At 45.0% G+C, this 23,840-nt stretch carries 18 protein-coding genes; 2 read left to right on the forward strand and 16 right to left on the reverse strand.

The window, feature by feature from the left end; genetic code table 11:
* Window positions 1-1,111: DUF4838 domain-containing protein (locus tag QHH26_11915; GenBank protein ID MDH7482661.1), on the reverse strand; the 1,111-nt coding region annotated here is incomplete at its 3' end.
* Between the two features lie 196 nt (window positions 1,112-1,307).
* Between QHH26_11915 and QHH26_11920 the strand changes: the two genes are divergently transcribed.
* Window positions 1,308-1,643, forward strand: coding sequence for a sulfurtransferase-like selenium metabolism protein YedF (locus QHH26_11920; GenBank protein ID MDH7482662.1), 336 nt, complete (start codon window positions 1,308-1,310; stop codon window positions 1,641-1,643).
* 20 nt (window positions 1,644-1,663) lie between these two features.
* Here the strand turns inward: QHH26_11920 and serS are convergent, their stop codons facing one another.
* The 5 genes from serS to QHH26_11945 all read right to left on the reverse strand — a co-directional run bounded on the left by serS (window position 1,664) and on the right by QHH26_11945 (window position 10,388).
* Window positions 1,664-2,944, reverse strand: coding sequence for a serine--tRNA ligase (serS, locus tag QHH26_11925; GenBank protein ID MDH7482663.1), 1,281 nt, complete (start codon window positions 2,942-2,944; stop codon window positions 1,664-1,666).
* Between the two features lie 11 nt (window positions 2,945-2,955).
* Window positions 2,956-4,302 (reverse strand): phosphomannomutase/phosphoglucomutase, encoded by a 1,347-nt coding sequence (locus tag QHH26_11930; GenBank protein MDH7482664.1) that lies wholly within the window; start codon window positions 4,300-4,302, stop codon window positions 2,956-2,958.
* 229 nt (window positions 4,303-4,531) lie between these two features.
* Window positions 4,532-6,289 carry a phosphoenolpyruvate carboxykinase (GTP) gene (locus tag QHH26_11935; GenBank protein ID MDH7482665.1) on the reverse strand — a complete coding sequence of 586 codons (1,758 nt, stop codon included), beginning with the start codon at window positions 6,287-6,289 and terminating at the stop codon, window positions 4,532-4,534.
* Between the two features lie 230 nt (window positions 6,290-6,519).
* Window positions 6,520-7,566 (reverse strand): DUF2961 domain-containing protein, encoded by a 1,047-nt coding sequence (locus QHH26_11940; protein ID MDH7482666.1) that lies wholly within the window; start codon window positions 7,564-7,566, stop codon window positions 6,520-6,522.
* 161 nt (window positions 7,567-7,727) lie between these two features.
* A complete protein-coding gene (locus QHH26_11945) occupies window positions 7,728-10,388 on the reverse strand; it encodes an alginate lyase family protein (protein MDH7482667.1) in 2,661 nt (886 codons plus the stop codon).
* A 175-nt stretch (window positions 10,389-10,563) separates the two neighbouring features.
* On the opposite strand from QHH26_11945, the gene QHH26_11950 reads away from it, so the two are divergent.
* Window positions 10,564-10,785: a DUF378 domain-containing protein gene (locus QHH26_11950; protein ID MDH7482668.1), complete on the forward strand. Its 222-nt coding sequence runs from the start codon at window positions 10,564-10,566 to the stop codon at window positions 10,783-10,785.
* Between the two features lie 81 nt (window positions 10,786-10,866).
* Here the strand turns inward: QHH26_11950 and QHH26_11955 are convergent, their stop codons facing one another.
* From QHH26_11955 to QHH26_12000, 10 genes are all read right to left on the reverse strand, one after another.
* The gene (locus QHH26_11955; GenBank protein ID MDH7482669.1) at window positions 10,867-11,559 is read right to left on the reverse strand and encodes a DUF1080 domain-containing protein; all 693 of its coding nucleotides are present in this window, start codon (window positions 11,557-11,559) and stop codon (window positions 10,867-10,869) included.
* Between the two features lie 58 nt (window positions 11,560-11,617).
* Window positions 11,618-12,943 carry a TldD/PmbA family protein gene (locus QHH26_11960; GenBank protein MDH7482670.1) on the reverse strand — a complete coding sequence of 442 codons (1,326 nt, stop codon included), beginning with the start codon at window positions 12,941-12,943 and terminating at the stop codon, window positions 11,618-11,620.
* A gap of 2 nt (window positions 12,944-12,945) precedes the next feature.
* Window positions 12,946-14,409, reverse strand: coding sequence for a TldD/PmbA family protein (locus QHH26_11965; protein ID MDH7482671.1), 1,464 nt, complete (start codon window positions 14,407-14,409; stop codon window positions 12,946-12,948).
* A gap of 146 nt (window positions 14,410-14,555) precedes the next feature.
* Window positions 14,556-15,881: a hypothetical protein gene (locus QHH26_11970; protein ID MDH7482672.1), complete on the reverse strand. Its 1,326-nt coding sequence runs from the start codon at window positions 15,879-15,881 to the stop codon at window positions 14,556-14,558.
* On the reverse strand, window positions 15,844-16,965 hold the full coding sequence (locus QHH26_11975; protein ID MDH7482673.1) for an enolase C-terminal domain-like protein: 1,122 nt from the start codon (window positions 16,963-16,965) through the stop codon (window positions 15,844-15,846). The genes QHH26_11970 and QHH26_11975 overlap by 38 nt, the downstream gene beginning before the upstream one ends.
* A gap of 17 nt (window positions 16,966-16,982) precedes the next feature.
* Entirely contained in the window at window positions 16,983-17,831 is an 849-nt protein-coding gene (locus QHH26_11980) for an FAD:protein FMN transferase (protein ID MDH7482674.1), read from the reverse strand.
* 121 nt (window positions 17,832-17,952) lie between these two features.
* Window positions 17,953-18,834, reverse strand: coding sequence for a sugar phosphate isomerase/epimerase family protein (locus QHH26_11985; protein ID MDH7482675.1), 882 nt, complete (start codon window positions 18,832-18,834; stop codon window positions 17,953-17,955).
* Between the two features lie 59 nt (window positions 18,835-18,893).
* Window positions 18,894-20,171, reverse strand: a complete 1,278-nt coding sequence (locus QHH26_11990) for a Gfo/Idh/MocA family oxidoreductase (GenBank protein ID MDH7482676.1) — start codon at window positions 20,169-20,171, stop codon at window positions 18,894-18,896.
* Between the two features lie 48 nt (window positions 20,172-20,219).
* A complete protein-coding gene (locus tag QHH26_11995) occupies window positions 20,220-21,050 on the reverse strand; it encodes an SUMF1/EgtB/PvdO family nonheme iron enzyme (GenBank protein MDH7482677.1) in 831 nt (276 codons plus the stop codon).
* A 91-nt stretch (window positions 21,051-21,141) separates the two neighbouring features.
* Window positions 21,142-23,703: a hypothetical protein gene (locus QHH26_12000; protein ID MDH7482678.1), complete on the reverse strand. Its 2,562-nt coding sequence runs from the start codon at window positions 23,701-23,703 to the stop codon at window positions 21,142-21,144.
* Window positions 23,704-23,840 lie beyond the last annotated feature (137 nt).

The raw sequence follows: 23,840 nt of genomic DNA on the forward strand, positions 1-23,840 counted from the left end.
TCCGCGCCAAACGCATATAACCCGGCGCTTCGCATTTTTCATATGGATGATGCTGACAGTTTGAAATGGGACAAATACGCACTCGAACATTTTTGCGAGGTTTAGTAATTTTTGGAGGCTTCTCCGTCCATTGATATGCAAGCGTGTCTATTAATTTGTCTGGATACTTCTTTTCAACCTCTTCGGCAATAGCGTTTACAAAACGAAGCAGCAAACCCGAGGGAGCGCCTTCTTCTTCATCAATAGCCCTACATTTCTCACACTGACAATTGTTATACCAATCATTCTGAGAAACAGAATATATTTTCGCACTTGGCCGCTCTTCGATCCACCTAAGCACGGTCTCTGTGGCTATTTTCACAACGTCAGGGTTACTCATACAAAGCTGAGTATGATCGTTGGTTCGCTTGCCATCAATCATTGAGTAATATTCAGGATGGTCTTGCCAATATTTTTCAAGGGGAACAAGAGCAGCAAAGGTATGAACAAAGTAATGATATTCTACCTTTCCGCCTCTTGCCTTGTCCAGCTTCGTTCCATTCCCGTTAACTCGGTTACGCGCAGCCCAACCCGCGTCGAAAGCCCCTGTGTAATAGGGTTCACGATACTCGAAATCTGGTTTCTGGACTATATCAAGCGGCCCAAGAATTACCGTTGGCTTTTTTGGTATATAGCTAACGCTGGGTGTATACCATCTGCATCCAAGAACCTCCTCTAGGAACGCATATACACCATACATTGTTCCTCTAAGCCGCCCACCGACAATCACCAAATGGGGCCCTGCAGTCTTAATTGTAAAACCCTCATCTCCGAGGTCTTCAATATCGATTGAAACACCTAAAGATTTAGCAGTATTCCCATCGCCCAAGACTATCATTCGTTTTGGGCACCATCCACTTTCTGTTACTAAAGGGAATTGGGCTCCGGTTATCTGATGCAAAAAGTTTGATAACTCTCTTGCCGCATGTTTTTCCGAAGGCGAAGCATTCATTGATAAAACGATTGTGTATTCGCTTCGGCCATTCTCAGCGAGTTTAATGCCATCCGCGTGCCCCTGAACTACCATAAATGCAAGCAAAACCGCTAAAGCAAAAGCATACCCAAATTGCATTTGAACCCCCCTTAAAAAACTTCTTATGCCTTGTTTTGCTATTCTATGCTTGACAAGTATACTTGTCAATTACCTTACCATGCCATTATAAAGAGTCGTTTTGTAAAACACTTCGCCACCTTTTTTGCACCCATTTTAGGCATATGAAATAGGCGGGTATATTTGTTAAAAACAGCGCTTCTACAGGACAGAAACCATGAACAGCGAAGTCATCCTGATACGACAAGCAGGATTGGGGCATGGAGACCCACAATTAGGAAGTATACTTCTTATCAATTTCTTAGAGATCTTAAGCGAACGCCCCCAGTTGCCCCGCTATATTGTTCTATTAAACGAAGGCGTTACTTTGGCACAAGAAGGGTCGAACGCAATCGAACAATTAATGAAGATTCAAGGACGTGGTGTAGAAATAATAGCATGTCAAACAAGTGTTGAATATTTTGCTCTTGAAGATAAAATATGCGTTGGTGAGATTGGAAATATGCAGCGAATACAAGACATACTTCTTTCTCACCAAGTGCTCACTATATAAAATTTTGCAACATTCTTTTTCTATTGAGGCTTGATTATTTCCACACCACCCATATAAGGCCGAAGCACTTCTGGAATAACAACCGAACCATCTGCCTGCTGATAATTCTCCAAAATTGCAACAAAAGTTCGTGGCAATGCAACACCAGAACCATTTAGGGTATGGACAAATTCGGGCTTGGCATTCGGTTCGCGTCGGAAGCGTAAATTCATACGCCTAGCTTGGAAGTCTTCAAAATTACTACACGATGAAATTTCCAACCACTGCTCAACACCCGGCGCCCAGCCTTCTATGTCATAGGTTTTTGCGCTAGCAAAGCTCATATCACCTGTACACAAGAGCCTAACACGGTATGGAATCTCAAGTGCTTGGAGAACTTCCTCAGCATCCGCGGTTAGCTTTTCCAGCTCATCGTAAGACGTTTCCGGGAGCACGAATTTTACTAATTCTACCTTGTTAAATTCATGCACCCGTAGCAAGCCTCGCGTGTCCTTCCCTGCAGCGCCTGCTTCTCGGCGGAAACAAGCGCTGTAACCCGTAAGATAGATAGGTAGCTCTCTTCCATCTAGTATCTCTTCGCGATAAATATTTGTAATCGGAACCTCGGCAGTAGGAATAAGGAACAAATCGTCATCGGGAAGTCGGTACATGTCAAATTCCATTTTAGGAATTTGCCCTGTTCCAATCATTGCAGACCGGTTTGCCAAAAAAGGTGGGAAGACTTCTGTGTATCCATGCTTGCTAGTATGAAGATCTGCCATGAAGTTAATAAGCGCTCGCTCAAGACGCGCACCTAACCCCATGTATAGAATAAATCCGCTTCCGGTGATTTTTGAACCGCGCTCGAAGTCAACCAATCCCAATCTCGCAGCAAGCTCCCAATGCGGAAGTGGCTGAAAGTCAAACTCACGTGGCTTCCCCCACTCTCTAACGATTACATTGTCCTTTTCATCTTCGCCGATTGGCACACTTTCATGGGGTATGTTTGGAATCATAAGAAGGGCTTTTTGGAGGCGGTCCTCTAATTCCCGCACCTCCGCATCTAGCTCCTTAATTCGATCGGAAACCTCACGCATGCGAGCAATTTCGGCTGAGGCGTCTTGGCCAGCTCGCTTCATCCTGCTTATTTCTTCGGAAACGCTATTCCGAAGCGCCTTGAGTTGCTCGACTTCCGCAAGCCTGCCGCGCCAAAGTGCGTCTACCTCTAAAAACTCGTCTAGAACCGAGACGTCCATCATTTTCTTTTGAATGCCGTCTCTTACCTTATCAGGATTCGATCGAATAAACTTCGCATCAAGCATAGAAAGCCACGCTACTTTCTAATTATTTCAAGCAATTCTTTGACCTTTTCTTCCATTTTCTCCTTTGTTTTTGCCTCAACATTTAAGCGCAGGAGAGGTTCTGTCTGACTCGGGCGCACATTGAACCACCAATCATCAAACTCAACAGTAAGGCCATCAAGTTCAATAATGCGCCCATCTTTATACTGCTCTTTAAGCTCAGCAAGTTTGGCGGCTACATCTTTGACTTCGGAGTTTATCTCCGGGCTGTGATAATAACGTTTTATTGGAGCAACAAGCTCAGAAAGTGGTTTTTGTTCGTGAACAAGGAGTTTTATTATATTCAACATGGCTAGGTCGCCGTTATCGGTTACGTAGAAGTTTGAGAAGTAGTAGTGGCTGGACAGCTCCCCACCAAAGTACGCACCAACCTCTCGCATCTTTGCTTTGATAAGGCCATGCCCCACTTTGTACATCATTGGGACTCCGCCAGCTTTCTCAATTTCCTCCCTGACAGCCCAGCTACTGCGTACATCATAGATTATAATTGCGCCAGGTTTTTCTTTTAGCATTTCACGAGCAATTAGAGCTGTGATTAAATCTCCAGATATAGTCTGTGCCTTTTCGTCCACAAAGCCTACTCGGTCTCCATCGCCATCAAACATTACGCCAAAGTCCGCCCCTACTTCCAACACCTTTTTCTTTAAATCTGTTAGCGTTTCTTCTTTTAATGGATTCGCTTCGTGATGGGGGAACCGACCGTCAAGCTCCCAGTAAAGTGGATAGACAGTGCAGTTTTTTCCTTCAAAAAGCTTTGGCAGAATCATTCCGTCCATGCCATTGCTTGCATCAACGACAATTTTGAGACCGCCGAAATCAGTAACACCACTGGCGTCAAGGACGGCTTGAACGTAGCCATCCAAAGTAGAAACACTGCCGCGAAATTGACCTTTACGTTCAGGAGTTTCAAATTTTCCCTCGTTTGCAATTCTATAAAGTTCTTGATTGCTTACAAACGCTATGCTAGGGATTGCTTTTGGGCCAGTCATCTTAAAACCGTTGTATTCCTCCGGATTGTGGGAAGCTGTTATCATCATTCCAGCATCAGCTTCCAAAACATTTACGGAGTAGTAATACATGGGTGTGCTTGTTAAGCCAATGTGAATTACATCGCTCCCCTGGTCAAGCAATCCTTGGGTAACTGAGCCAACGAGGGATGGACTATGAACTCGCATATCATGTCCTACAACCGTTAGCTTTGGTTTCAACTTTTGAGCGGCCGCGCGGGCAATTCGGTATGCAACATCCTCGTTGAACTGGTCCGGATATATCCCGCGAATGTCGTAAGCTTTAAAGATACTCGGATCAATCTGCTTCATTCGGCTCTCCCTTCTTATTATTTCGACCGCCCAGCTTCGGTCGCATTTTTAAAAAACAAACATGGGTAATTATACTTACGATAAAGTATGACGTCAAGCCAATACAAGGATTTAAAATAAGCAACTTGCTATCAATTAACACAAAAATACCCAATCTTGGGTATCCCTATCATCTAGTTCTTTCCCCGAAGATTGGGCAAATATTTGACAAATAGCTTTGGCCTGTTTTTTACTTTGTCAAACGGTCGGCAAGAGCTTCGTGTTCCTCCCATATACCAAGTGGAAGTGAGTAGCCGAATTGTTGGAACCAGGCAGTTTGGCTATCTAACTCATCATACCACGCATCTTTATCAATATATAACAATTCCTCCATCGTCTTCTCAGATACCTTATCCTCTATGCCTGTCAAGTCTATTGCATTTTTGGTTGGCATATAACCAATGGGCGTCTCAATAGCATCTCCTTTGCCCTTGCATCGGTCCACAATCCATTTAAGAACGCGAATATTATCACCAAAACCTGGCCAGAGGAATTTTCCATCCTCACCTTGGCGGAACCAGTTTACCCGGAATATTTTTGGCGGGTCTTTAAGTCGTTTGCCCATCTCAAGCCAGTGTGCAAAATAATCTGCCATGTTATAACCACAGAACGGCAACATAGCCATGGGGTCGCGGCGAACTATCCCCTGCTGACCCAATGCAGCAGCTGTTGTCTCAGATGCCAAAGTTGCACCAACATAAGTGCCATGCTGCCAGTTGAATGCTTGGTAAATTAAAGGAGCTAATCTTGCACGCCTTGCGCCAAAAATAATCGCTGAAATTGGTACTCCCTTAGGATCCTCCCAATGTGGCGAAATGCACGGGCACTGAGATGCTGGTGCCGTAAAACGAGCATTAGGATGTGCTCCTTTTTCGCCGCATGCTGGCGTCCACGGCTGACCTTGCCAATCTATACCATGTTCAGGTGGAGGATCATCATGACCTTCCCACCAAACAGTGCCATCTGGCCTGATGAGCACATTTGTGTAAATTGTATTACTTGCTATAGTTCGCATCGCGTTGGGATTGCTTTTGCTGTTTGTCCCTGGCGCAACGCCAAAAAATCCTGCTTCTGGATTTACCGCCCAAAGCCTACCATCGGGACCTATGCGCATCCAAGCGATGTCATCGCCTACGGTCCAAACTTTATATCCGCTGAATTCTTTTGGGGGCACTAGCATTGCAAGGTTTGTCTTTCCGCATGCGCTGGGAAAAGCTCCGGCAATGTACGTAACCTCACCGTCAGGGCTCTCAACCCCCAAAATCAGCATGTGCTCAGCCAACCAACCTTCTTTCCGTCCCAAATAGCTTGCTATTCTAAGTGAGAGGCATTTCTTCCCCAAGAGAACATTTCCGCCATAACCCGAACCAACGCTCCATATTGTATTATCCTCGGGGAAATGGCAAATGAACCGCCTCTCAATATCTAGCTCGTGTTTCGAATGCAAACATCGGGTAAAGTCGCCAATTGACTCTAGTTCGTCGAGAACCAGATTCCCCATGCGGGTCATAATACGCATGTTTAGCACAACATAAATGCTATCCGTCAGCTCAATTCCAATTTTTGAAAATGGAGAACCTGGAACGCCCATAAGAAATGGAACGACGTACATCGTTCTGCCCCTCATCGAACCCTTGAAAAGAGCACCCAGGCGAGTATAGGCGTCCTTAGGTGACATCCAATTGTTCGTTGGGCCAGCGTCCTCTTCTCTTTCGGTACAGATGAAGGTCAGATGCTCAGTACGTGCGACATCATTTGTTGCCGTCCGGTGGTAGACGCAACCAGGCAACTTTTCTTGATTTAGCTCTATTAGCTCACCAGTGCTTAATGCTTCGCGTGTCAGGCGTTCCTTTTCTTCGACAGAGCCGTCGCACCAGACGACTTCGTCTGGTTCGCACAGCCTTGCCATTTTCTCTACCCACTCTTCAGCTGTTTGCCGTACTCCCATACTCACTTCCTCTCGTTAATTTATGCAAATACCATTGGTTTTCTAATTTATTGGTGCAAGTATTTGAAAGGCCGAATATCCGCCATGTCCATGGCGGGTATTCGGCCCTCCCAGATGCATGATTCCCTGTTGGAACGCCTTCGGGCCGCGTACTTATCTCAAATTACGTGTTTGGTAATAGATTAACTTTAATGATAAAAGAAACTGTGCAAGAAAGTCAAGGGTAAGCTTTACCTTGGCCATCTCATTTGGATTGGCAACATGTTTGGGAATCTTGCATGCGGTTCCGTTTGATACCAATAGGCAGTCGACGCAATATCATCTTGAAGTGGCTGATATTTCCAGTTTGGCCACCATCCTAAAGCCTGAATTGTAACACGCAAATCCGTTTCAAAACGAATAGGGTCAAGTATATGCCAACGATAAAGTCCATGTTTAGGTACTTCACCAGGCTCTTTCCTCCACAGAGGATACCCAAGAAAAGGCGTCGAGTAAGTATCACCAAAACACCATGCGCCGCCAAAGTAATCCTCAGTGCCCGTGCCACAAATTGTTGGTTCGTCCTTGTCACCGTCTATATAGAACTTTACTTCGCCTTCTCCCCACCAGCCATTTGATAATTGTGTCCAAGCGAGATATGTGCCAACGTAGTGTCCTTTACCAATTACGTTTTCCAAAATAGTATGCTCGGGCTTTTCCTTTGGAGTAATTGACCGCCGCCATTGAGCATGAAAATATCCAACATCCTCAGGAATATCATCTAATTCATACGTAATCTGGTAGAAAAAGCCGGCTATCTCCTCCCATCGCTGGTTCTCTATTTCAATTCTAGCCTTCTTTCGAAAAGGCATTGGCCAATATGAGTTGAAACCTCCATTCGGGTTCACAGCAATTGGGATAGAGCTAATGTTCACTCGAAGCGCATGGCCATTGGCAAAGAAATCCCCCAGGGGAACCTCGACCGACGGCATTTCTTCGTCATCCCAGAACATCCGAAGTATGCAGTCTCGATATGCTTTTGTATCAACAGTAATCCAAATGTGCCGAATAACACCCGGACCTTCAATATTGGCAAGCACCGTATTCGATTCTTTCGGAAGCGTTATGCAGGGACGAACTTTCCAGCCTTTTCCGAGCCAAGCAGCGGCATTTGCTTCGTCTGGGACCTCTAATGCACCTGCCCCTTTTTTGCCTTCAGGATTTTCAGCAGAGATACTGCGCGTTTTGCCATCTGCAAGCCGCGCTATATCAAATAACCCATATGGAAGCACTGTCATGATTTTAATTCCTCCTCCCGACCATTAAAAAATAAAGATGACGCCATTCTGGGGTAACAGACACCACTAAATACGAGATGGCACCTAAATCTTACCGTTTTGTTTGAAACACATTGCCCCAAACCTGCTCAAAATGATTTTGGCATACGATTACTATGCTTTCAGAAAATATGCCGTACGTCTGTTTCTGAGAGATCTTTGACTGCTTTTACATCAGCCTCAACAGGCTTGCCCGCCCGCAAAAGTTTAGTTCCTCCAGCTAAATAAGCTTTACTCACCAAGCCGTCTTTTAAGCTTATGAAAGCCGCCTCGGCATCTGTTTCAAAATCGAGAAACTTTATCTTTTTCCCCGCTCTATCTGTTTGAACGAAATAATCTATTCTACCATTTGCGAATTGTATTTCAACGCCAACTGTTGTGTTTTCCTGTCCAACATAGATATCGAGGGGCTTTACCCTGTTTATTGGGCATACTTCTCCGGCTTTTACAGGAAAGAATATATATAGAAATCTGGCTTTGCCTTCCTTTTCTAAAGAAAAAATTGGGGTTGGCACTGGCCGCACCTTGTAACCTCCTGCAGGGACCCAACCTTGGACTGGATCTTCTCGTCCAGAGACGATTTTGACACGAAGTTTATCATCAAAAAGAGGAATGATTGCAAGATTTGCGCTTTCTTTATTTTCTGTGATTACCATCTTTGTAAATTCATCTAGGCTAGCTCCATCCGCATCTAGGTGAAAAATGCTCTCATAACGATGTGGTTCCTTATCGTCTGGATTTAGGAAATCAGTTATTATCCAATACTCGGGCTTAACAAAAAATATGCTACGAGTGTGAACGACCTTGATCTTATTGTTTTGGCCATAGCCCTCATCGTAGGTACCCGAAGCATAATCGAAACCGTCACTTGTTATCCATTTGTTCGGAAGAGGCTTGGAAACTACATACTGTTCTCTTGGCCGCCCAGCTCGATGTTGCCCTTCTCCGTCTACCATGACCGTGTTATGCGACGGAGTTGTAATAATATACCTGCGCCACTTTGAGCTATCATAAGGATAGTTGCCAGGGTCAACTAGATGATACTTTCCATGAGCGTAGATGACTATGCTCAACTTATCTTCATGTTGGTGTCCATACCCAAATGGTCCAGCATCCATCATTAAGTACAGGTCTTCCTTTTCCCAACCTGAGCGCATGATTAGCTGCCCAGAAAATGGAAGCGCTATTGACCCAACCGAAGGCTTTGTTCCTTGCTTTCCCTCAGTTGCTACCCATTCGTAATCCTTACGCTCCGGGAAATACTGCAATGCTTCTTTGAGAAATCCCCTTATATTTGTTCGATTTCCGTCATTTAACCCTGGCAGGCAACCGTCTGGCATTGAAGCTAACAGATTGTAATCATACATTTTTTGCAATTTCTTGATATAATCACTCGGCATTGCAATGTCGTTCATTTTTGCAACTTCCCATGCCATCCGGAAGTTGATTAAACTCACCTGGTGATATCCACTAGAGAGCTCAATTTGTGCGCCATCTGGATAAACTTGCCTATCAAGTTCGCGGTAAAGTCTTTCGATAGCAGTCCTTCGCCACTCAGCTGAATCCTTGAATTCAGGGAATATAACGCCAATATGCATTAGGCCATTAGCTTCCATTGTAAGCCAATTCCCACCGGTTGGATATTTCATAAGCTGTTGAGCATGTTCTTTGAACAACTTAAGCATAGTAATTAGAGCTTCATCAGAAAATGAAGGGGACGTTAGGAATCTATGGTATATCTCCATCCATGTTTGCCCTGCGCGAATTCCGCTCTCGATAGTGCGCCAAGTATACGTCTGGTTTCCAGAAGTGTATTTTGGCGATGGACAATTTCGCACCCAGTGAAGCAATTGGCGAACAAACTCTTCAGCATATTTCTCTTCTCCGGTATCCCAATAAGCACGACTGAGCTCCACCCATCCATGGTGACGATTTAGCTGCCACGGCCACTCGCGATAGTCAATTGGGTTTAGGTTCCAATCTATATCGCCATTAAACTGATGTCGGACGCCAACGCTTATCACATTATGATGAAGATTTAGATCAGCCTCCGTTGTATTAACGCTCTCAGGTCTTGATTTATGATTTGGGCGTGAATGCGGGTCTATTTTCCAAACGGGTTTCTTGCGGTTGCGCATGTACTCAGCCAGCTTGTGTTTCGCCAATTCTAAGTTGCCGAGATTAATAGCTTCTTTTACACTTTCAAGCCCTGTTCGTTCTAAGTCAATGCTTTCGAATAGCTCAGCATCCGTTGTCCATGGGCCATGGCGGTCAGTTAAATGCAAATCCGCAATGTTGAGCACTGCCTCTGGATGCGGCTGCATATTCCATCCTTCTGCCGTAAACATTAGATAGTCTATCTTTTGGAAACCCACAGGAAGGCGAGAACGACTCAGCTCATTAAAATGTATAACGAAATGCTTCCATCCCTCCCAATCAACCTTAATAGGTATGTTAAAGTAATCGCTACCTTCACTTTCTGAGTTTTCCGAACCTAAAACAATCATAAAGGCAGAACCAGTTGCTTTTTTGGAATGTAAAGCAAACTCTAAGCAACTGAAATTGCTCCAATCATGCGGAATATTTTCTGTTTTCACAACCGCCGATTTCGACTGGTCCCATTTCGCGGAAGGTGAACCATTATAAGTTAAAGCAGGGTCTGCAATCAGGCCTTGCCAAGATGAAAGGTCCGATAGATTACATAGTTCAAAAGATTTTGCTAGCATGTTGGACCTATCCGATAAGAAAAGCAAAATAAAAATAAGAAAAATAAAGAGCTTCATCTTCATTCTCCTCTAGGAATTCTTGCGCATGCATTGTACACCAATCGCTCGGTGCAAGACAATAAGCCTACCTACTTTGATGGATAAATCGCTCACATTCAAAATCAGGTTTAAGAATTGCTGCGTTTAGGAAAGCATTAAATGCAAATTTGAAACAATTTGGGAGGAAAAGAATATGGCTACCGTTGCGATAATTGCCTTAATTTTGGTGATAATTGGCGCTCTAAACTGGCTACTTGTAGCGCTCTTCAATTTCAACTTAGTATCTGCAATTTTTGGAGAACGTAGCGCGGCGGCGAAGGTAATTTATGTTCTCGTGGGAATCGCAGGGCTTTATACAATCTACCTGTTGACCTTGATTCCAAGCGCTATGGCACAGTCCAGACCGGGTTATTGACAACACCCCAACCCGCAGTGCATAAGTTTGTGTAAGTAGAAAGGCTAATTAAACCTTTCCACAAAACTGGAATTCTTTTGCTTACGGCGAAAGTTGTCGAACCCAAATGTTTCGATAACGAACGCGGTTCCCGTGGTCTTGCAACATAATTGGACCAATAGCAGCCTTTTCGCTTCCCAGCGCGGCAGCAGTTGCTCCAGGAACTTCTAAATTATCGTGAATTAGCACACCATTTTGGAAAACGGTCAATCGCGCTTTGCTAGTTTGCTTTCCTTCGGCATCAAATTTCGGTGCATGGAAAACTATGTCGTAAGTTTGCCACTGCTCAGGAGGTCTGCACGCATTTACCAATGGAGCTGCAACACCATAAATGGCGCCACAGTCGTTGTCCTGACTCTTAAGACCATACGAATCTAATACTTGTATCTCAAACTTGCCTTGGAGGTAAACTCCGCTATTTGCACGTGCTTGGCCCTTTGCATCCGCCATTAGAGGCAGCCAAAACTCGATATGGAGCTGACAGTCACCGAATTCTCGCTTAGTGCAGATGTTGCCAGTACCTGGAACAACTTCCATATACCCATTCTCCACCTTCCATTTTGCTGGACCGTTCGAGCTTGCGCTAACCCACTCGGAAAGGCTGGAACCGTCAAATAGCACAATAGCATCCGCTGGACGAGTTTCGTCCCCGGTAAATAAAGGGTCTGTAGAAGCAAAAGAAGCACCATCTAAAAATAGAAAAACAGTAAACAAAGCTATCTTGAAAATAGACAAAGTAAACCCTCCAAAGTAATTAGAATTAAAATTTTCGCCAAAACTTTGAATGATGCAATCAAAATTCCGTCACGCCTGTGAAGCGAAAGCCCCGTGCTTTGATTGCAGGAACCACTGCCCACTCACCGCGCATAGTATCCTTCGAAATCATCTCCACATTCGAGAAACGCTCGAGTATGCTGTCGGTGAATCGAAGGTTCTTTACTGGCTTTGTGATTTTTCCATCCTCAATTAAGAAAGTTCCATCGCGTGTCATGCCCGTGAACAACGTGAGTATAGGGTGAATTGTGTTTGTGTAATGGAATCTGGTAACGAAAATCCCCTTTTTTGTGCTAGCTATCATCTCATCAATTGAGGAATCTCCTGGCTCCAAGAACAAGTTCGTAGGAAATGGGCCATAGGTACCAGGACCACCAATGCTGTGCCCTGTAGATTCCTTGCCTTCTTTATATGCAGTATAGGAATCGTAGACAACCGCATTGGCAATCCCTTTAACAATTAGGTCTACCCTTTGTTTCGGCACACCTTCTGCATCAAAGGGCCGTGGGAGCCCGCGTGTATCCAACCCATCATCCCAAATGGTAATGTTTTTTCCGGTTATCTGCTGACCGAATTTCCCGCACATAAAGCTCCGACCCTCTTGCACAGCAAGAGCACTAAACCCTAAATCAGCAAGAAGGATAACCATTTCTTCAACTGCATAAGGAAGCAAAACGACGTCATATTCGCCAGGCTCTATTTTTACTGGATTCTGCCCCCGCACAGCGCGAGTAGCCGCCTCAACTGCTGCGCTAATTGGATTTAGATCGCCAATTCGCTGGGAAACTTGCTCAGCAAACCCATGGCCACTGTCTGAAGTCATCACGGTGCTCAGTCGTGCTCTCGTCATTGCATTGTACGCATTAACGCCCAGAGTATTAACAACCGCAAACTCTTGGTAACCATTGGAAAGCAAGCCGGCAGCCGATGCGCCCTGTTTTCTTGCCTCCGATATTAGTTGCGCAACCGCAGATGCTCTGTCTTCAGGACCAAATAAAGCGGTTTGTTGATCATAGGTATCTATTGGGGTAATTGGTTTCGGATGTGGCAGAGAAACAAAATCTGGATTTTCTGCAGAATGCTGAGCAAAAGCAACAGCCTTTTTAACTACAGAACATATCGCTTCATCGTCAAGTTTGTTTGTTGTTGCATAACCAATTCGTTTGCCAATTATAGCCCTGACCGCTAAACAAGCATTTTTCTCAAATACATTTTGATGAATAAAGGAGTTTGCAAATCGAGTTAGCGACGATTCTCCGATGGTGATAGAAGCTTCGGTCATATCGGCATTCGAATATTCAACAACCTTATTAAGTATCTCTAATACCTTCTCCTTGCCCAGCATCTCTATTCCTCCGATTCCTCTTGCGATTCCACTACGCCTATGCGTACATTTTGGAATCTCGCAGGCGCTACACCATGTCCAACGTGCGCAGCTTGTCCAGGTTGTCCTTTACCACAATTGGGGATACCCCAAAGATGCCATTCATCCTCTCCGGCAATAGCATCACAGTTCCCCCAAAACTCATATGTGATGCCCGTGTATGTTGCGTTCTTGAATAATTTCCCCAGCGAACCATCCTCAATGTCGTAGGCAAATTCTGTAGCAAACTGGAAATTAAGGCGCATATCATCAATGCTCCAAGATACAACGGTTCCTGCATAAAGTCCCCGTTTAGTATCTTCTATCATTTCGTCAAGGGTCCAATCACCAGGCATTAAATTGATATTTGTCATTCTAATTAGCGGAATTCTATTCCATCCGTCCGCCCTCATTGCGCCACTACTTCGCTGGCCAAGCTTCTCAGCTGTCTCGCGCGAAGTGAGATACCCAACGAAAACGCCTTCATCAATTATGTCCACACATTGAGCAGGCACACCCTCATCATCATAGAAGAAGCTACCTAAGCCACCGGGTATAGTTGCATCTGCTACTATGTTTACAATGTCCGACCCATATTTGAAATTGCCCAGTTTTTCTGGCGTTAGGAAGCTCGTTCCTGCGTACGATGCCTCAGTGCCAAATACCCTATCAAGCTCAATTGGATGACCGCAGGACTCATGAACTTGCAGGGCAAGCATGGAACCTTCAAGAATTAGCGCACGAGTATCCGAGGGACATTGCGGTGCGGTAAGAAGCTGAGCTGCTTCCTTTGCCACCCGCTCGGCATTTCCAACAAGGTCCCATGCCTCGACAAATTCATAACCTGCCGTCGCGAAATCACCACCGAACGATGCTGGGTAAGAACGCTTTTGCACTTCGCCTTCGCTTACAGCTGTTGCCTCTATCCCTGCTCCGCTTTCTGTTTTCACTTGCTCAATGTACGAACCTTCTGTGCTCGCAAAAATTTGTTCTGTCCGCCAAAATTGCATAGAGGCCTCAGAAACTTTTATCTCAGGTGTTTGCTGAATAATGTGGTCAGCGTCTAATAATAGGCTAATCTTTTCCTCAATTGGAATCTCAAATGGGTCCTTCTTAATTTCCCATTCAAACCTGCCCTCTGCCGGCTCTACCGGCGCAAGTTTGACAGGCTCATGCTCGACGCTAGCTGATGCTTTCGCTATTCGGACAGCTAATTCGGCAACCCTATCTACTTCCTCTGGCGTAATCTCCAAGCTGCTCGCAAATCCCCATGCTCCATCAGCAACCACTCGTATACCAAATCCCTCATCAGTCGAAGATTCCAAAGCTTCTACTTTGCCGTTCTTTGTGCTAAGAGACTCATTAGTGCGTCGAACTATGCGAATGTCGCCGTAGCTCGCACCCAGCTGCCGAACCTTGTCCAATGCCCTGTCGGTTAATTCCTTCACTTATGCCGCCCTCCTATTCCCACGGGTTCGGTTTACGTTATATCCGCAATCCAATAGGCCAAAACATACCTGAGGTATATTGCCTAATAATCACTAGATTTCCTGCTTTCTCGTTACCCAACTGCAAAAAATCTGAAGCTCAGAAACTATCTCTTTGGTTTTCCAAACGCAAGGGTACCGCCAAGATGAGCCAAGTGGTAGGCCAGCCTACATAGCGCAGCGGCTGAAACCATTGAAAGAAACATAGATGCAACATACCTAGTGTGCGGAAGCGCCTGTGCCACAAAGAAGGTTGGAGCCGATGAAATAATTGCAAGCAAAAGTCCTAGGGTTATTATCTGCCAATCCTGCCTAGCTTCCCACGCTGCTAAAAGCCAAAATCCACAAGCTATTATCGCTGGCAACGCCCCATCAGGCAAGAGCAACCTTGTCATCGAAACCTGCCATGGTATTGCAAGCTGATGAGCATCTGCAACTACTCCTACGGTAAATGCAACCAACATGCCGATTAGTTTGTATACCAATGACCTTCGGCGCAAAAGAAGCAGAAAAATAAATGCAAGGCATACTATGACCACCGGGGCTTTCTCATGCGAAAGAAAGTAGCAAATTAGAGGGCATCCAAAAAACGTAATTGTTCGCCACCACCACGCTTCGTTAGAACCAAGAGAATACCCAAAGCCAACGCTCACCCAATGAACAAGCCCCAGTGAACCTAAAGCAAGCAGCCAAAATAAAGTGGGTAACCAATTTTTTCTTATGCATGCCAAAACAAATGGCATGCCGCCGTGTGTTAGTATCTTTTCTCGATTCAACCAAGCAATCATTATTCCAGCTAAAGGCCAAGCAGTAAATCCAATTTCTTTGAAACAAACACCAATTATGGCAAAAATTAACCCAAGACCCCATCTTGCATATGTAAGTAGCAATAGACTTAGAACTATGGATATGCCGGAAAAGAAATCTGGTATATTCTTGGGGTCGGACAGAGCTTCCCGCACAGATTCACATCCCGAAAAAAGCAATGAGATAGGAAAAGGCCTTGCTCCTGCAAAAAGCCATATTGCTGTGATAACCAACCACTTCTTGTAAGTAATTCTCCATAGCAATGCGGCGGATAAAAACAGAAAAACCATATGCGCGCATACCGCAATAATCTGTCTGGGAAGCATGAATTCTTGAGGCCAAAGTAGTCGTTCAAGCAAGAACACGTAAGAAGCTAGAGGGCGCCAAAACGGGACTTCGCCACACCAAGTACCTGTCCACCATTGAAGTGTATCTCTTGCCCCATGTATGCCATCCAATCCTCTATTGATGAATTCCCAATCAATATCCCGACTAATATCTCTAAACGGTTTATAAATATACGGCAAAAGAGAGCCATATATCATAGATGCAACACTTCTGATGACCAGCAGGGTTGCAACACTAAAGCTATATTTGTATAGCATATTGACCCAGTTTGATTTCATCCACGTCGACACCTATTCCCGCTGCCTCAGAGAGTATAACCGCCCCCCGTTCAATCACAATTCCACCTTTGACTGGGTCATCCGCGAGGAATTGAGGACCGTTCAAATCAGCTGGATACTCAAACCCAAATGCAGAGTACAAGTGTGCACTTGCCGCAAGACCTAGTCTTGTCTCCGTTAAACCACTTCCAAGCAAACCGACTCCCGCATCAAGTGCTCTTTCGATACACCTTCTAGCACCTGTTAATCCAGCCATCTTTGAGACTTTAATAACTATAAAGTTCAGGGCTTTCATTCTAATAAGTTGTTCGAGGTCTCCCAGTGAAAAAACTGACTCATCAACAGCAATTGGAATGGCTGATTTAGCAACTAGTTCTTGCAGTGCTAGAAAATCATTGGCTGGCACAGGCTGTTCAAGCACATCTACGCCGATTTTTGCCATGTCCTTGCTTCTCTGAATTGCAATATCAACCGAGTATGCCTGGTTTGCATCAGCCCATAGAAAGCAGTTGCCAGCTACATGCTTTACCGCCCGCAGGATATCTAGGTCCAACGAAGGATCCATGCCTATCTTTACCTTAAACCCACGATAACCTGCTTTAAGAGCTTCAGCAGTCACCTCTTCAGCTTTATTCGGCGAATCAACAGTTGTTAGGAAGCTAAGATTTACTAACTTTGATGAACTTTTGCTAAAATACTTATATAGAGGTATACCCTTTCTTTTACATATAATGTCGTGCAATGCCATATCTATGCCCGACTTAGCAATGGGCTGTCCAACGGTAATTCCAGGTGCAATCACTTGGTCCATAACGTTATGGATTGCATCCAAATCTTCTGCATCTAAGCCAATCAGCGCCGGGGCAAGATATTTGCGAATGGAAGTTACCACCGATTCGAGAGTTTCATAGCTCCACCTTGGGCTAGGCCTTGCCTCGCCCCACCCCGAAATTCCGTCGGCTACAACGCGAATGTATGCATGTGGTGCACCGGCTTTCGGCCCGCCAACAGAACCACGAGAAATTTTAAACTCCGTTTTGAATGGTAAATTCAGCGGAATTACTTCGATGGATTCAATTTTCATTTGTTATCTCTTGCAAGTTAATCCGAAACGTTGCGAACATATACTGATGTCGCAGGGAAAGTTGATGCAAGTGCGCATCCTTTTTCTTTGCCCAATACACTCACAGCAGTCGCAAGCCCATCGGAAATGATTCCACTAGGGGAGATTACTGTAACCGCAATCCTATTTGTCAACCCCAACCCTGTTCGTGGGTCTACTATATGTGAGTATCGTTTCCCATTGATTTCCACAAACTGCTGGGTATCGCCAGACGAAGAAATTGCACAGTTAGAAAGCACTATTCGGCTGTGCTGAGGTTCCGAATTTGCTATTTCGATCTCCCACCCCTTCTTGCCTGGAGGAGGATTACTTACCAAAACATCGCCGCCCATCTCAATCAAAGCGCTATTTATATTGTACCGCTTAAGAATTCGCATTGCCTCATCACAAGCATAACCCTTGGCGATTCCCCCAAGATCAATTTGCACTCCCCTATTAGCAAGCCTTACCGTTCCCGTTCTTTCGTCGATTATTATGTTTTGCCATCCAACCAATTTCTTTGCTTCTTCAATTTCGTCCTGCGAAGGTATCACGCCCGACTTCCGAGCCTTCTTCCAGAGTTTCACTAGCGGACCAACTGTAACGTCTAATGCGCCACTCGATTTTTGACTGAGCTCAACAGATTTCTTAAGAACAAACAAAAGTTCCTTGCTTACCCGCACAGGAGGCCCACCAGCACTCGCACAAAGACGCATGATTTCGCTCGTGGGCCTGTAATCGCTCATGATATCTTCTAAATAAGCTATCCTCTTGAAAGCAGCCTCTGCCGCTTTTTCTGCAACCTTTTGATTTGGCGCATACAGCACAATACGCGTGCGCACACCCATTGCAATTTCCGAGTATTCAAAGCGGCTTGGCTTCGGATGCGAGCCAAAAGATAAAGAACCTAGCAATATAGAAAAAATCGTTAGAACGAATAAGACCAAATATTGTTTGCGAATTGTTATTTCACGCTTCCTCCCATTGTTTTTTCAAAAACTTTACTGACCTGGGAATTTCAACCTCAGGATCCCCTTCTACGCCGCACTCCAGGCTGCAGTAATCTTGGAATCCAATCATTTTCAGCCCCTTGAAGCCGTCGCGAAAGTCGCGCTCGTCTTGACCAGGGAGTTTTCTTTTTGCGGAAGCCAAGTGAACATGATGCAAATACTTACCTGCCGAAATGAATGCACCCAAATCACTTGGCTCTTCGATATTCATATGGTAGAAATCTCCCATCATGCATACACCTGGGTGGTTTACATCACGGCAAATTGCGGCTGCGTCGGCAAGCAAGCGCAAGAACCAAGCCTCACGTCTATTAAGTGGTTCCATCAAAAGGCGCGTTCCACACTTAACGGCATATTCACCTAGTTCAGGCAGCAGCTCAACAAGTATCTGACGACCCTCCACATGCCCTAGCTTCGTTTGACCATTAAAAGCTGGGACGAAGATTAAACCAGTTGAACCTAGCTCACCTGCAGCTGTCAGAATTTCTTTCATTGTTGTAATAGCTTTCTGACGTTCAGATTCTTGATCACTAATCAATGCTCCATCAAAACCTGCACATATTGCGCTTACCTTAATCTTTGAGTTTGCTAGAGCTTTCTTTATCTCCGCTACTCTTTCACTAAGCCCGCGCCCACCTATTTCAATGCCTTCGAAACCCCATTTTTCCATCTTTGCAATCCGCTCTTGGAGGTCCTTGCCTGGAATGATTCGCTCTTGGCTGGAAAGCTTAAGCACCGCTTTCTGTTTTGCTTCTTTCGCTTCAACCTCTGGAAAACTTAGCGCAAGGCTGGCACCCCCTAGCGCTGCAGCTGTCATCAGTTCACGCCTATTTAATTTCATACCTAACCTCCTGTGCGCTCATTTATTTTTCGATGATGGACACTTCTTCCAATTGTTTACTAAATAAAAGGAGTCTTTCCAGGCATAGCAACTGGTGCAACAGGAAGCGGACCAAACTCGAGCTTGGGTGGCATTAGGTCTTCCTTTGAATTAAGCGCCTGCTCCCAAGTTATCTCCTGCCCTGTATAGGCTGACATTCGGCCCATGATTGCGGTAAGGCAGCTTTCGGCTATTTGTTTCGCTTCGTTCAACGGTTTTCCTGAACGAATACTTTCAATCAAGTCCTTATTTTCTTGAACGTATGGACTTGGATTCGCACCTTCATACTTCCATTCAATCTCTCCGCGAATCATATTGGCACAGTTTGACCACCCCTTCGTTCCTACCACACGTTCCGAGACATTGTTGGCGCAACCGTCAATTTGTCGACACATGCTCATCACATGAATACCATTTGGATATTCGTAGTCAATGCAAAAATGATCGTAGATATGTCCATATGCTGGGTCTGTACGAACTTGGCGCCCTCCCATACCAACACATTTCACTGGATGGGCTTGGAGTGCCCAATTAATTACATCCAGATTGTGGACATGCTGCTCAACAATATGATCGCCCGATAGCCAAGTAAAGTATAGCCAATTCCTACACTGCCACTCCATGTCTGTCCATTCCGGCTTCCGCCCATGATTCCAAAGGCCGCCTTGATTCCAATAACATGTTCCAGACACTATATCGCCTATTGCACCCTCGTGAATCCTTTTTATTGTCTCGATGTAGGAAAGCTGATGCCTTCTTTGCGTTCCAGCAACTATCCCAAGTCCCTTCTGAGCAGCAATTTCGCCACATTCCAACACAGTTCTCACCCCGGGCGCATCAACAGCAACTGGCTTTTCCATAAAGACATGCTTTCCAGCCTCAACAGCGGCTTTAAGATGCGACGGGCGAAAACCTGGGGGAGCGGCAAGTATCACCATATCCACGCCAGCATTGATGACTTTAAGATAGTTATCAAAGCCCGTAAAGCATCGGTCGCGCGAGATATCTACGCTATCCTTAAGCTTCTCATCCTCTGTTAGCCGTTTGAAGCAGCTATCAAGGCGGTCCTGAAAAAGATCCCCAAGCGCAACAATTTTCACTGGCAATCCAGTTTCGATGCAGTTGATAGCCGCGCCTGTACCACGGCCGCCGCATCCGATCACGCCGATTCGCATTACGTCGGACCCTGCAGCCCAGGCTCCCTGAGCAAATTCCGCTGCTGCGGTAGTCAAAAGCACTGCTGAAGCAGCTGACCCTTTCAGAAAGTCCCTTCGTGAAATCGAATCCTTCTTTTGCACTTTGATTCACCCTTTCCTGCGAAAATTGATAAATCTAATTTGCAATATTTACTTCACCCTGATTACCCTAAAACCTGCAAACGGTGCGTCGGAAAGCCACCACTTGCTCTTTGGGCTTTGAGGGTCATTTGCCTGCCACGATTCGTCTTGATACTTCCGTGCTGTCGGCGATATCGTTTTCGCCATATCATCGAACGCACCACCACAGAGTACCGGTTTCCCCGACAAATCCGTACACCATTCGGCGACATTTCCAAGCATATCATAGATTCCCCATGCATTTGGAGATTTTTTTCCAACTGGCTGAGTCTTTTCCTGCCAAAACCAAGCAAACTCTGCAAGTTTATCTTTTTCAGGCGGAGGCATGCCAGCGCGGCATGCATATTCCCACTCTGCTTCGGTTGGCAAGCGATACTTTCGGCCAGTTTTTGCCGAAAGCCACTTGCAGTATTGTTCAGCACCAAAATAGGAAACATTTATTGCAGGATAGCCCTTGTGTCCAAATCCGCGATCAACCGTCCCATAAGGCTTGCTTGGCCTAGAAATCGCATCTTTGTCGTCTGGAGCTCCCTCGGGCACATCAAGCTTAAACACAAAAACATCGTACTCATCCCACGTGACTTCGGTCTTGCCTATCCAGAAAGGCTTTATCTTAATTCGCTTAGTTGCACCCTTCTTCGCCGGGTCGGGCATTAGAATCTCGCCACCTGGGACACCAATCATTTCAAATTTTACAAGCGTTCCAGGAATACTTTCTGTATAAGAAATAGGACGCCCTTCTGGTTGTTTATTCGACCCCTCAGCATTTATAAGACACATTGTGATGACCATTATGCACAAAATCTTTAAAACGGCTTTTGCAATTTCTAGAATACGCATATTTGACATCACCATTAACTTTTTATTCTCTAACGATAGGGATTTCCTTGTTCAGTTGAGTTAGGAATAGAGAATTCTCTATTTCGTTTGATTATCTTGAAATGACTCTGCCACTTGTAAGAATAAACGTTTCGCCTGGGGCGAGATTAGCTTTGATGGGCATTGGGTTTAACACATTGAGCGGCTTTATTTCCACAGAATTGTTTGTAACCTTAATGTCATACATTGTGCCGGCGTAGCATAGATTTCTGACGCCAGCGTATTTTAGGGAAGATGGGAGATTTGGCCTGATTTTTAGCCCCTCTGTATCAGCTTCTATACCAAGAAAACCATAAAGGAACGCACATGGCACAAGTCCACTCTCCGGGAATTCTCCCTCAACGCCTACCGAGCCTGCTTGCCCGCCAGGACCACCTTGCGTTTTTTCACCTCTATAAAGTGGACTCCCTCCGCAAAGTCGGTCGGGCATCCAATAGCGGTCGAGAATTTCCTTAAAACGCTTAAAAGCATTGTCTGCTCCAAGATACTTCGCACGAGCTATTAAGTCATAATAAGACGTATACAAAATTGCGCCACCATCCTGGCATTGGTCACCATAATCTGTTCCAGCCCATCCAAAATACCACCAGCTTGGTATAGGCTCCTGCGGCTCGTCCCTCCTTGGATTATGAATTGTATTTGCGCGCGGAGCAAAAATCCATGCTGAATACGTATCCGCCTTGCCTGATGAAGTTGGTTCTGTCTCCATCCAACGATAGATTCGCTCAACCTGCGCTTGATCGGCAAGGCCATACGCCATAGCCTCTAGATTGACAAAGGTAAACCCATAATCATGTTTTACACCATCTACATCCACACACCCGACATATCTGCCTTTTGCTGGGTCCCAAAAGGTCAAATTATACTCCTGGCGCACCTTCATCCTAAGATTGCGATAATAATCTCCTGACTTCTTCTCCCCAGCAAGGTCAAGGCCAGCTTTAGCACAAAAATCTTCTAAATCTGCCATTGCCCTTAGCGATTCATAATAGTAAGTGTTGCAAAAAGCATCCTTATAACCAAATGGGAGAATATCCCAATAATTGCTGCCAATCCCATCATGTTTTCCTTCGTGGCCTTTTGCGTCAATTACGATTAAGCCATCCTTCCCCTTTAGTTGATTTAGCTGAAAATCCATTGCTTTCCTTAGTTTTGGCATAACCGCCTTTAGGAATTCCATGTCCCGCGTCCAGGTAAAATAATGGTATGCGCCCAATATGAAGCAGGAGTTTGTCGTGAAGTGCCTAGTATCGTAGTCGTTCTTCCCATCATTATCTTCATCTTTAAAGGGGAATGGCCAGCCTTCCTGACTGCCCCACGTATAAACATATCCATCTTCCCGCATTGAAGGGTTTAGAAAGTGATTCTTCTGCTCGTCGCGCTGTGGATTGGCGGTCCAACAGTGGATGCGGGAACACCATTCCTTCCATTCCGGCGGTGTACCCACTCCAAAATTAAGTGCATGACTGTAGTAGAATTCGTTTAGAACTTTATCAAAGTTCTTATCTGACGAGTAAAAAATCGGATAATAACTAGGCAACTCCTCTTTGTGTGGCAGGACTTCCATTTCCAACGTAGCGCCGTTGAACTTCAACTTTGCAGAATCTTCTTCGAATTCAAACTTCAAGTGCTGTCCAGGTTGGAGATCAAACCTTATATCTGCATTCTTTTGCCCCATAGCATAAACCCATTTGCTTGGGCGTAAATGGTCAGAAAATGGCCTGCGTTTGAATTCTTGAACGATTATATGCTGTCCAGCATCAGTATAAAATCTTTTAAATGGGAAAATTGCAACATCATAGCCTGATTTCTTCCAAGGCATGACAATCCACGTTTGGATATCAGGAGACGAAACACTGCTTTCTGTCAACTTAAATTCGCTTTTGAGCCTAGAATCCCTTAAGGTAATTTCCACATCGCCTGCCAGCTCCGTGAAACCCTCATATTCAAATACAAAGTTGATATCAGACTGCTCCTTACCATCAATATAAGCCACCATTGAAGAATTAACATTATTATTTGTTGCCCACCAACCAATTTGTTTACCAGTAGGCGCCGACATCTCGAAATAGTAAACACCTGCTGGTTGAGGGTCAAACTGCAAACCTTGGCGGCTATTATCCGGGACATTTACAATTACACGACGAGCTACCACCTCCTTCTTAGCAAAGTCGCCATCTGGCAAACGGTAGAGAACAAGAGTACAACCACAGTTAGCTTCGTGCCATGTGGGGAAACTTCCAGAAACACTTGTAATTTTTCCTGAGCTGATTTCAAATTTTACACCCAATGTGCCTTGGGGTGGACACGCTATCGGATGGCCGCTTTGTTCTTGTTTAATTTTAAATGGCGATTTTATAGCGACATTTCGAAGGATAATACCGCTTTTTAGCTGTTCAAGCTTAATGCCACTGCTTTTTTCTATCGGGCCACCAAACGACATCGCCTTGATGATATTTTCGCCATACTTCCCATTTCCCGTTGGGTCAAGCCGCAACACATCGAAATAACCATCACGCCCGCTTAGGAAAAAGTAGCCGTTAGATACCTCATATGACTGGGAATTAGAACTCAAAAGACAAATGCCTAGAAACAAGAGGAGAATTTTAATCATTGTTCATCCTCAGGTGAAATCATCTCATCGCCTGTCATATTCAATTCCATTATCCAGAATTCCTTCACTTAATAGCCTTCAAGCAGTTTACCGCATTCTTTATAAACGCTCATGTTTTGGAGGCGAGTTAACCGGGT

It is taken from the genome of Armatimonadota bacterium (assembly GCA_029907255.1).
Classification (GTDB): domain Bacteria; phylum Armatimonadota; class UBA5829; order DTJY01; family DTJY01; genus JAIMAU01.

What these genes read in the sequence shown, in the direction of transcription:
- QHH26_11920 (MDH7482662.1), top strand. Translation starts at nt 1,308, where the DNA reads ATGAACAGCGAAGTCATCCTGATACGACAAGCAGGATTGGGGCATGGA.
- serS (MDH7482663.1), bottom strand. Translation starts at nt 2,944, where the DNA reads ATGCTTGATGCGAAGTTTATTCGATCGAATCCTGATAAGGTAAGAGAC.
- QHH26_11930 (MDH7482664.1), bottom strand. Translation starts at nt 4,302, where the DNA reads ATGAAGCAGATTGATCCGAGTATCTTTAAAGCTTACGACATTCGCGGG.
- QHH26_11935 (MDH7482665.1), bottom strand. Translation starts at nt 6,289, where the DNA reads ATGGGAGTACGGCAAACAGCTGAAGAGTGGGTAGAGAAAATGGCAAGG.
- QHH26_11940 (MDH7482666.1), bottom strand. Translation starts at nt 7,566, where the DNA reads ATGACAGTGCTTCCATATGGGTTATTTGATATAGCGCGGCTTGCAGAT.
- QHH26_11945 (MDH7482667.1), bottom strand. Translation starts at nt 10,388, where the DNA reads ATGAAGCTCTTTATTTTTCTTATTTTTATTTTGCTTTTCTTATCGGAT.
- QHH26_11950 (MDH7482668.1), top strand. Translation starts at nt 10,564, where the DNA reads ATGGCTACCGTTGCGATAATTGCCTTAATTTTGGTGATAATTGGCGCT.
- QHH26_11960 (MDH7482670.1), bottom strand. Translation starts at nt 12,943, where the DNA reads ATGCTGGGCAAGGAGAAGGTATTAGAGATACTTAATAAGGTTGTTGAA.
- QHH26_11970 (MDH7482672.1), bottom strand. Translation starts at nt 15,881, where the DNA reads ATGAAATCAAACTGGGTCAATATGCTATACAAATATAGCTTTAGTGTT.
- QHH26_11975 (MDH7482673.1), bottom strand. Translation starts at nt 16,965, where the DNA reads ATGAAAATTGAATCCATCGAAGTAATTCCGCTGAATTTACCATTCAAA.
- QHH26_11980 (MDH7482674.1), bottom strand. Translation starts at nt 17,831, where the DNA reads ATGGGTGTGCGCACGCGTATTGTGCTGTATGCGCCAAATCAAAAGGTT.
- QHH26_11985 (MDH7482675.1), bottom strand. Translation starts at nt 18,834, where the DNA reads ATGAAATTAAATAGGCGTGAACTGATGACAGCTGCAGCGCTAGGGGGT.
- QHH26_11995 (MDH7482677.1), bottom strand. Translation starts at nt 21,050, where the DNA reads ATGCGTATTCTAGAAATTGCAAAAGCCGTTTTAAAGATTTTGTGCATA.
- QHH26_12000 (MDH7482678.1), bottom strand. Translation starts at nt 23,703, where the DNA reads ATGATTAAAATTCTCCTCTTGTTTCTAGGCATTTGTCTTTTGAGTTCT.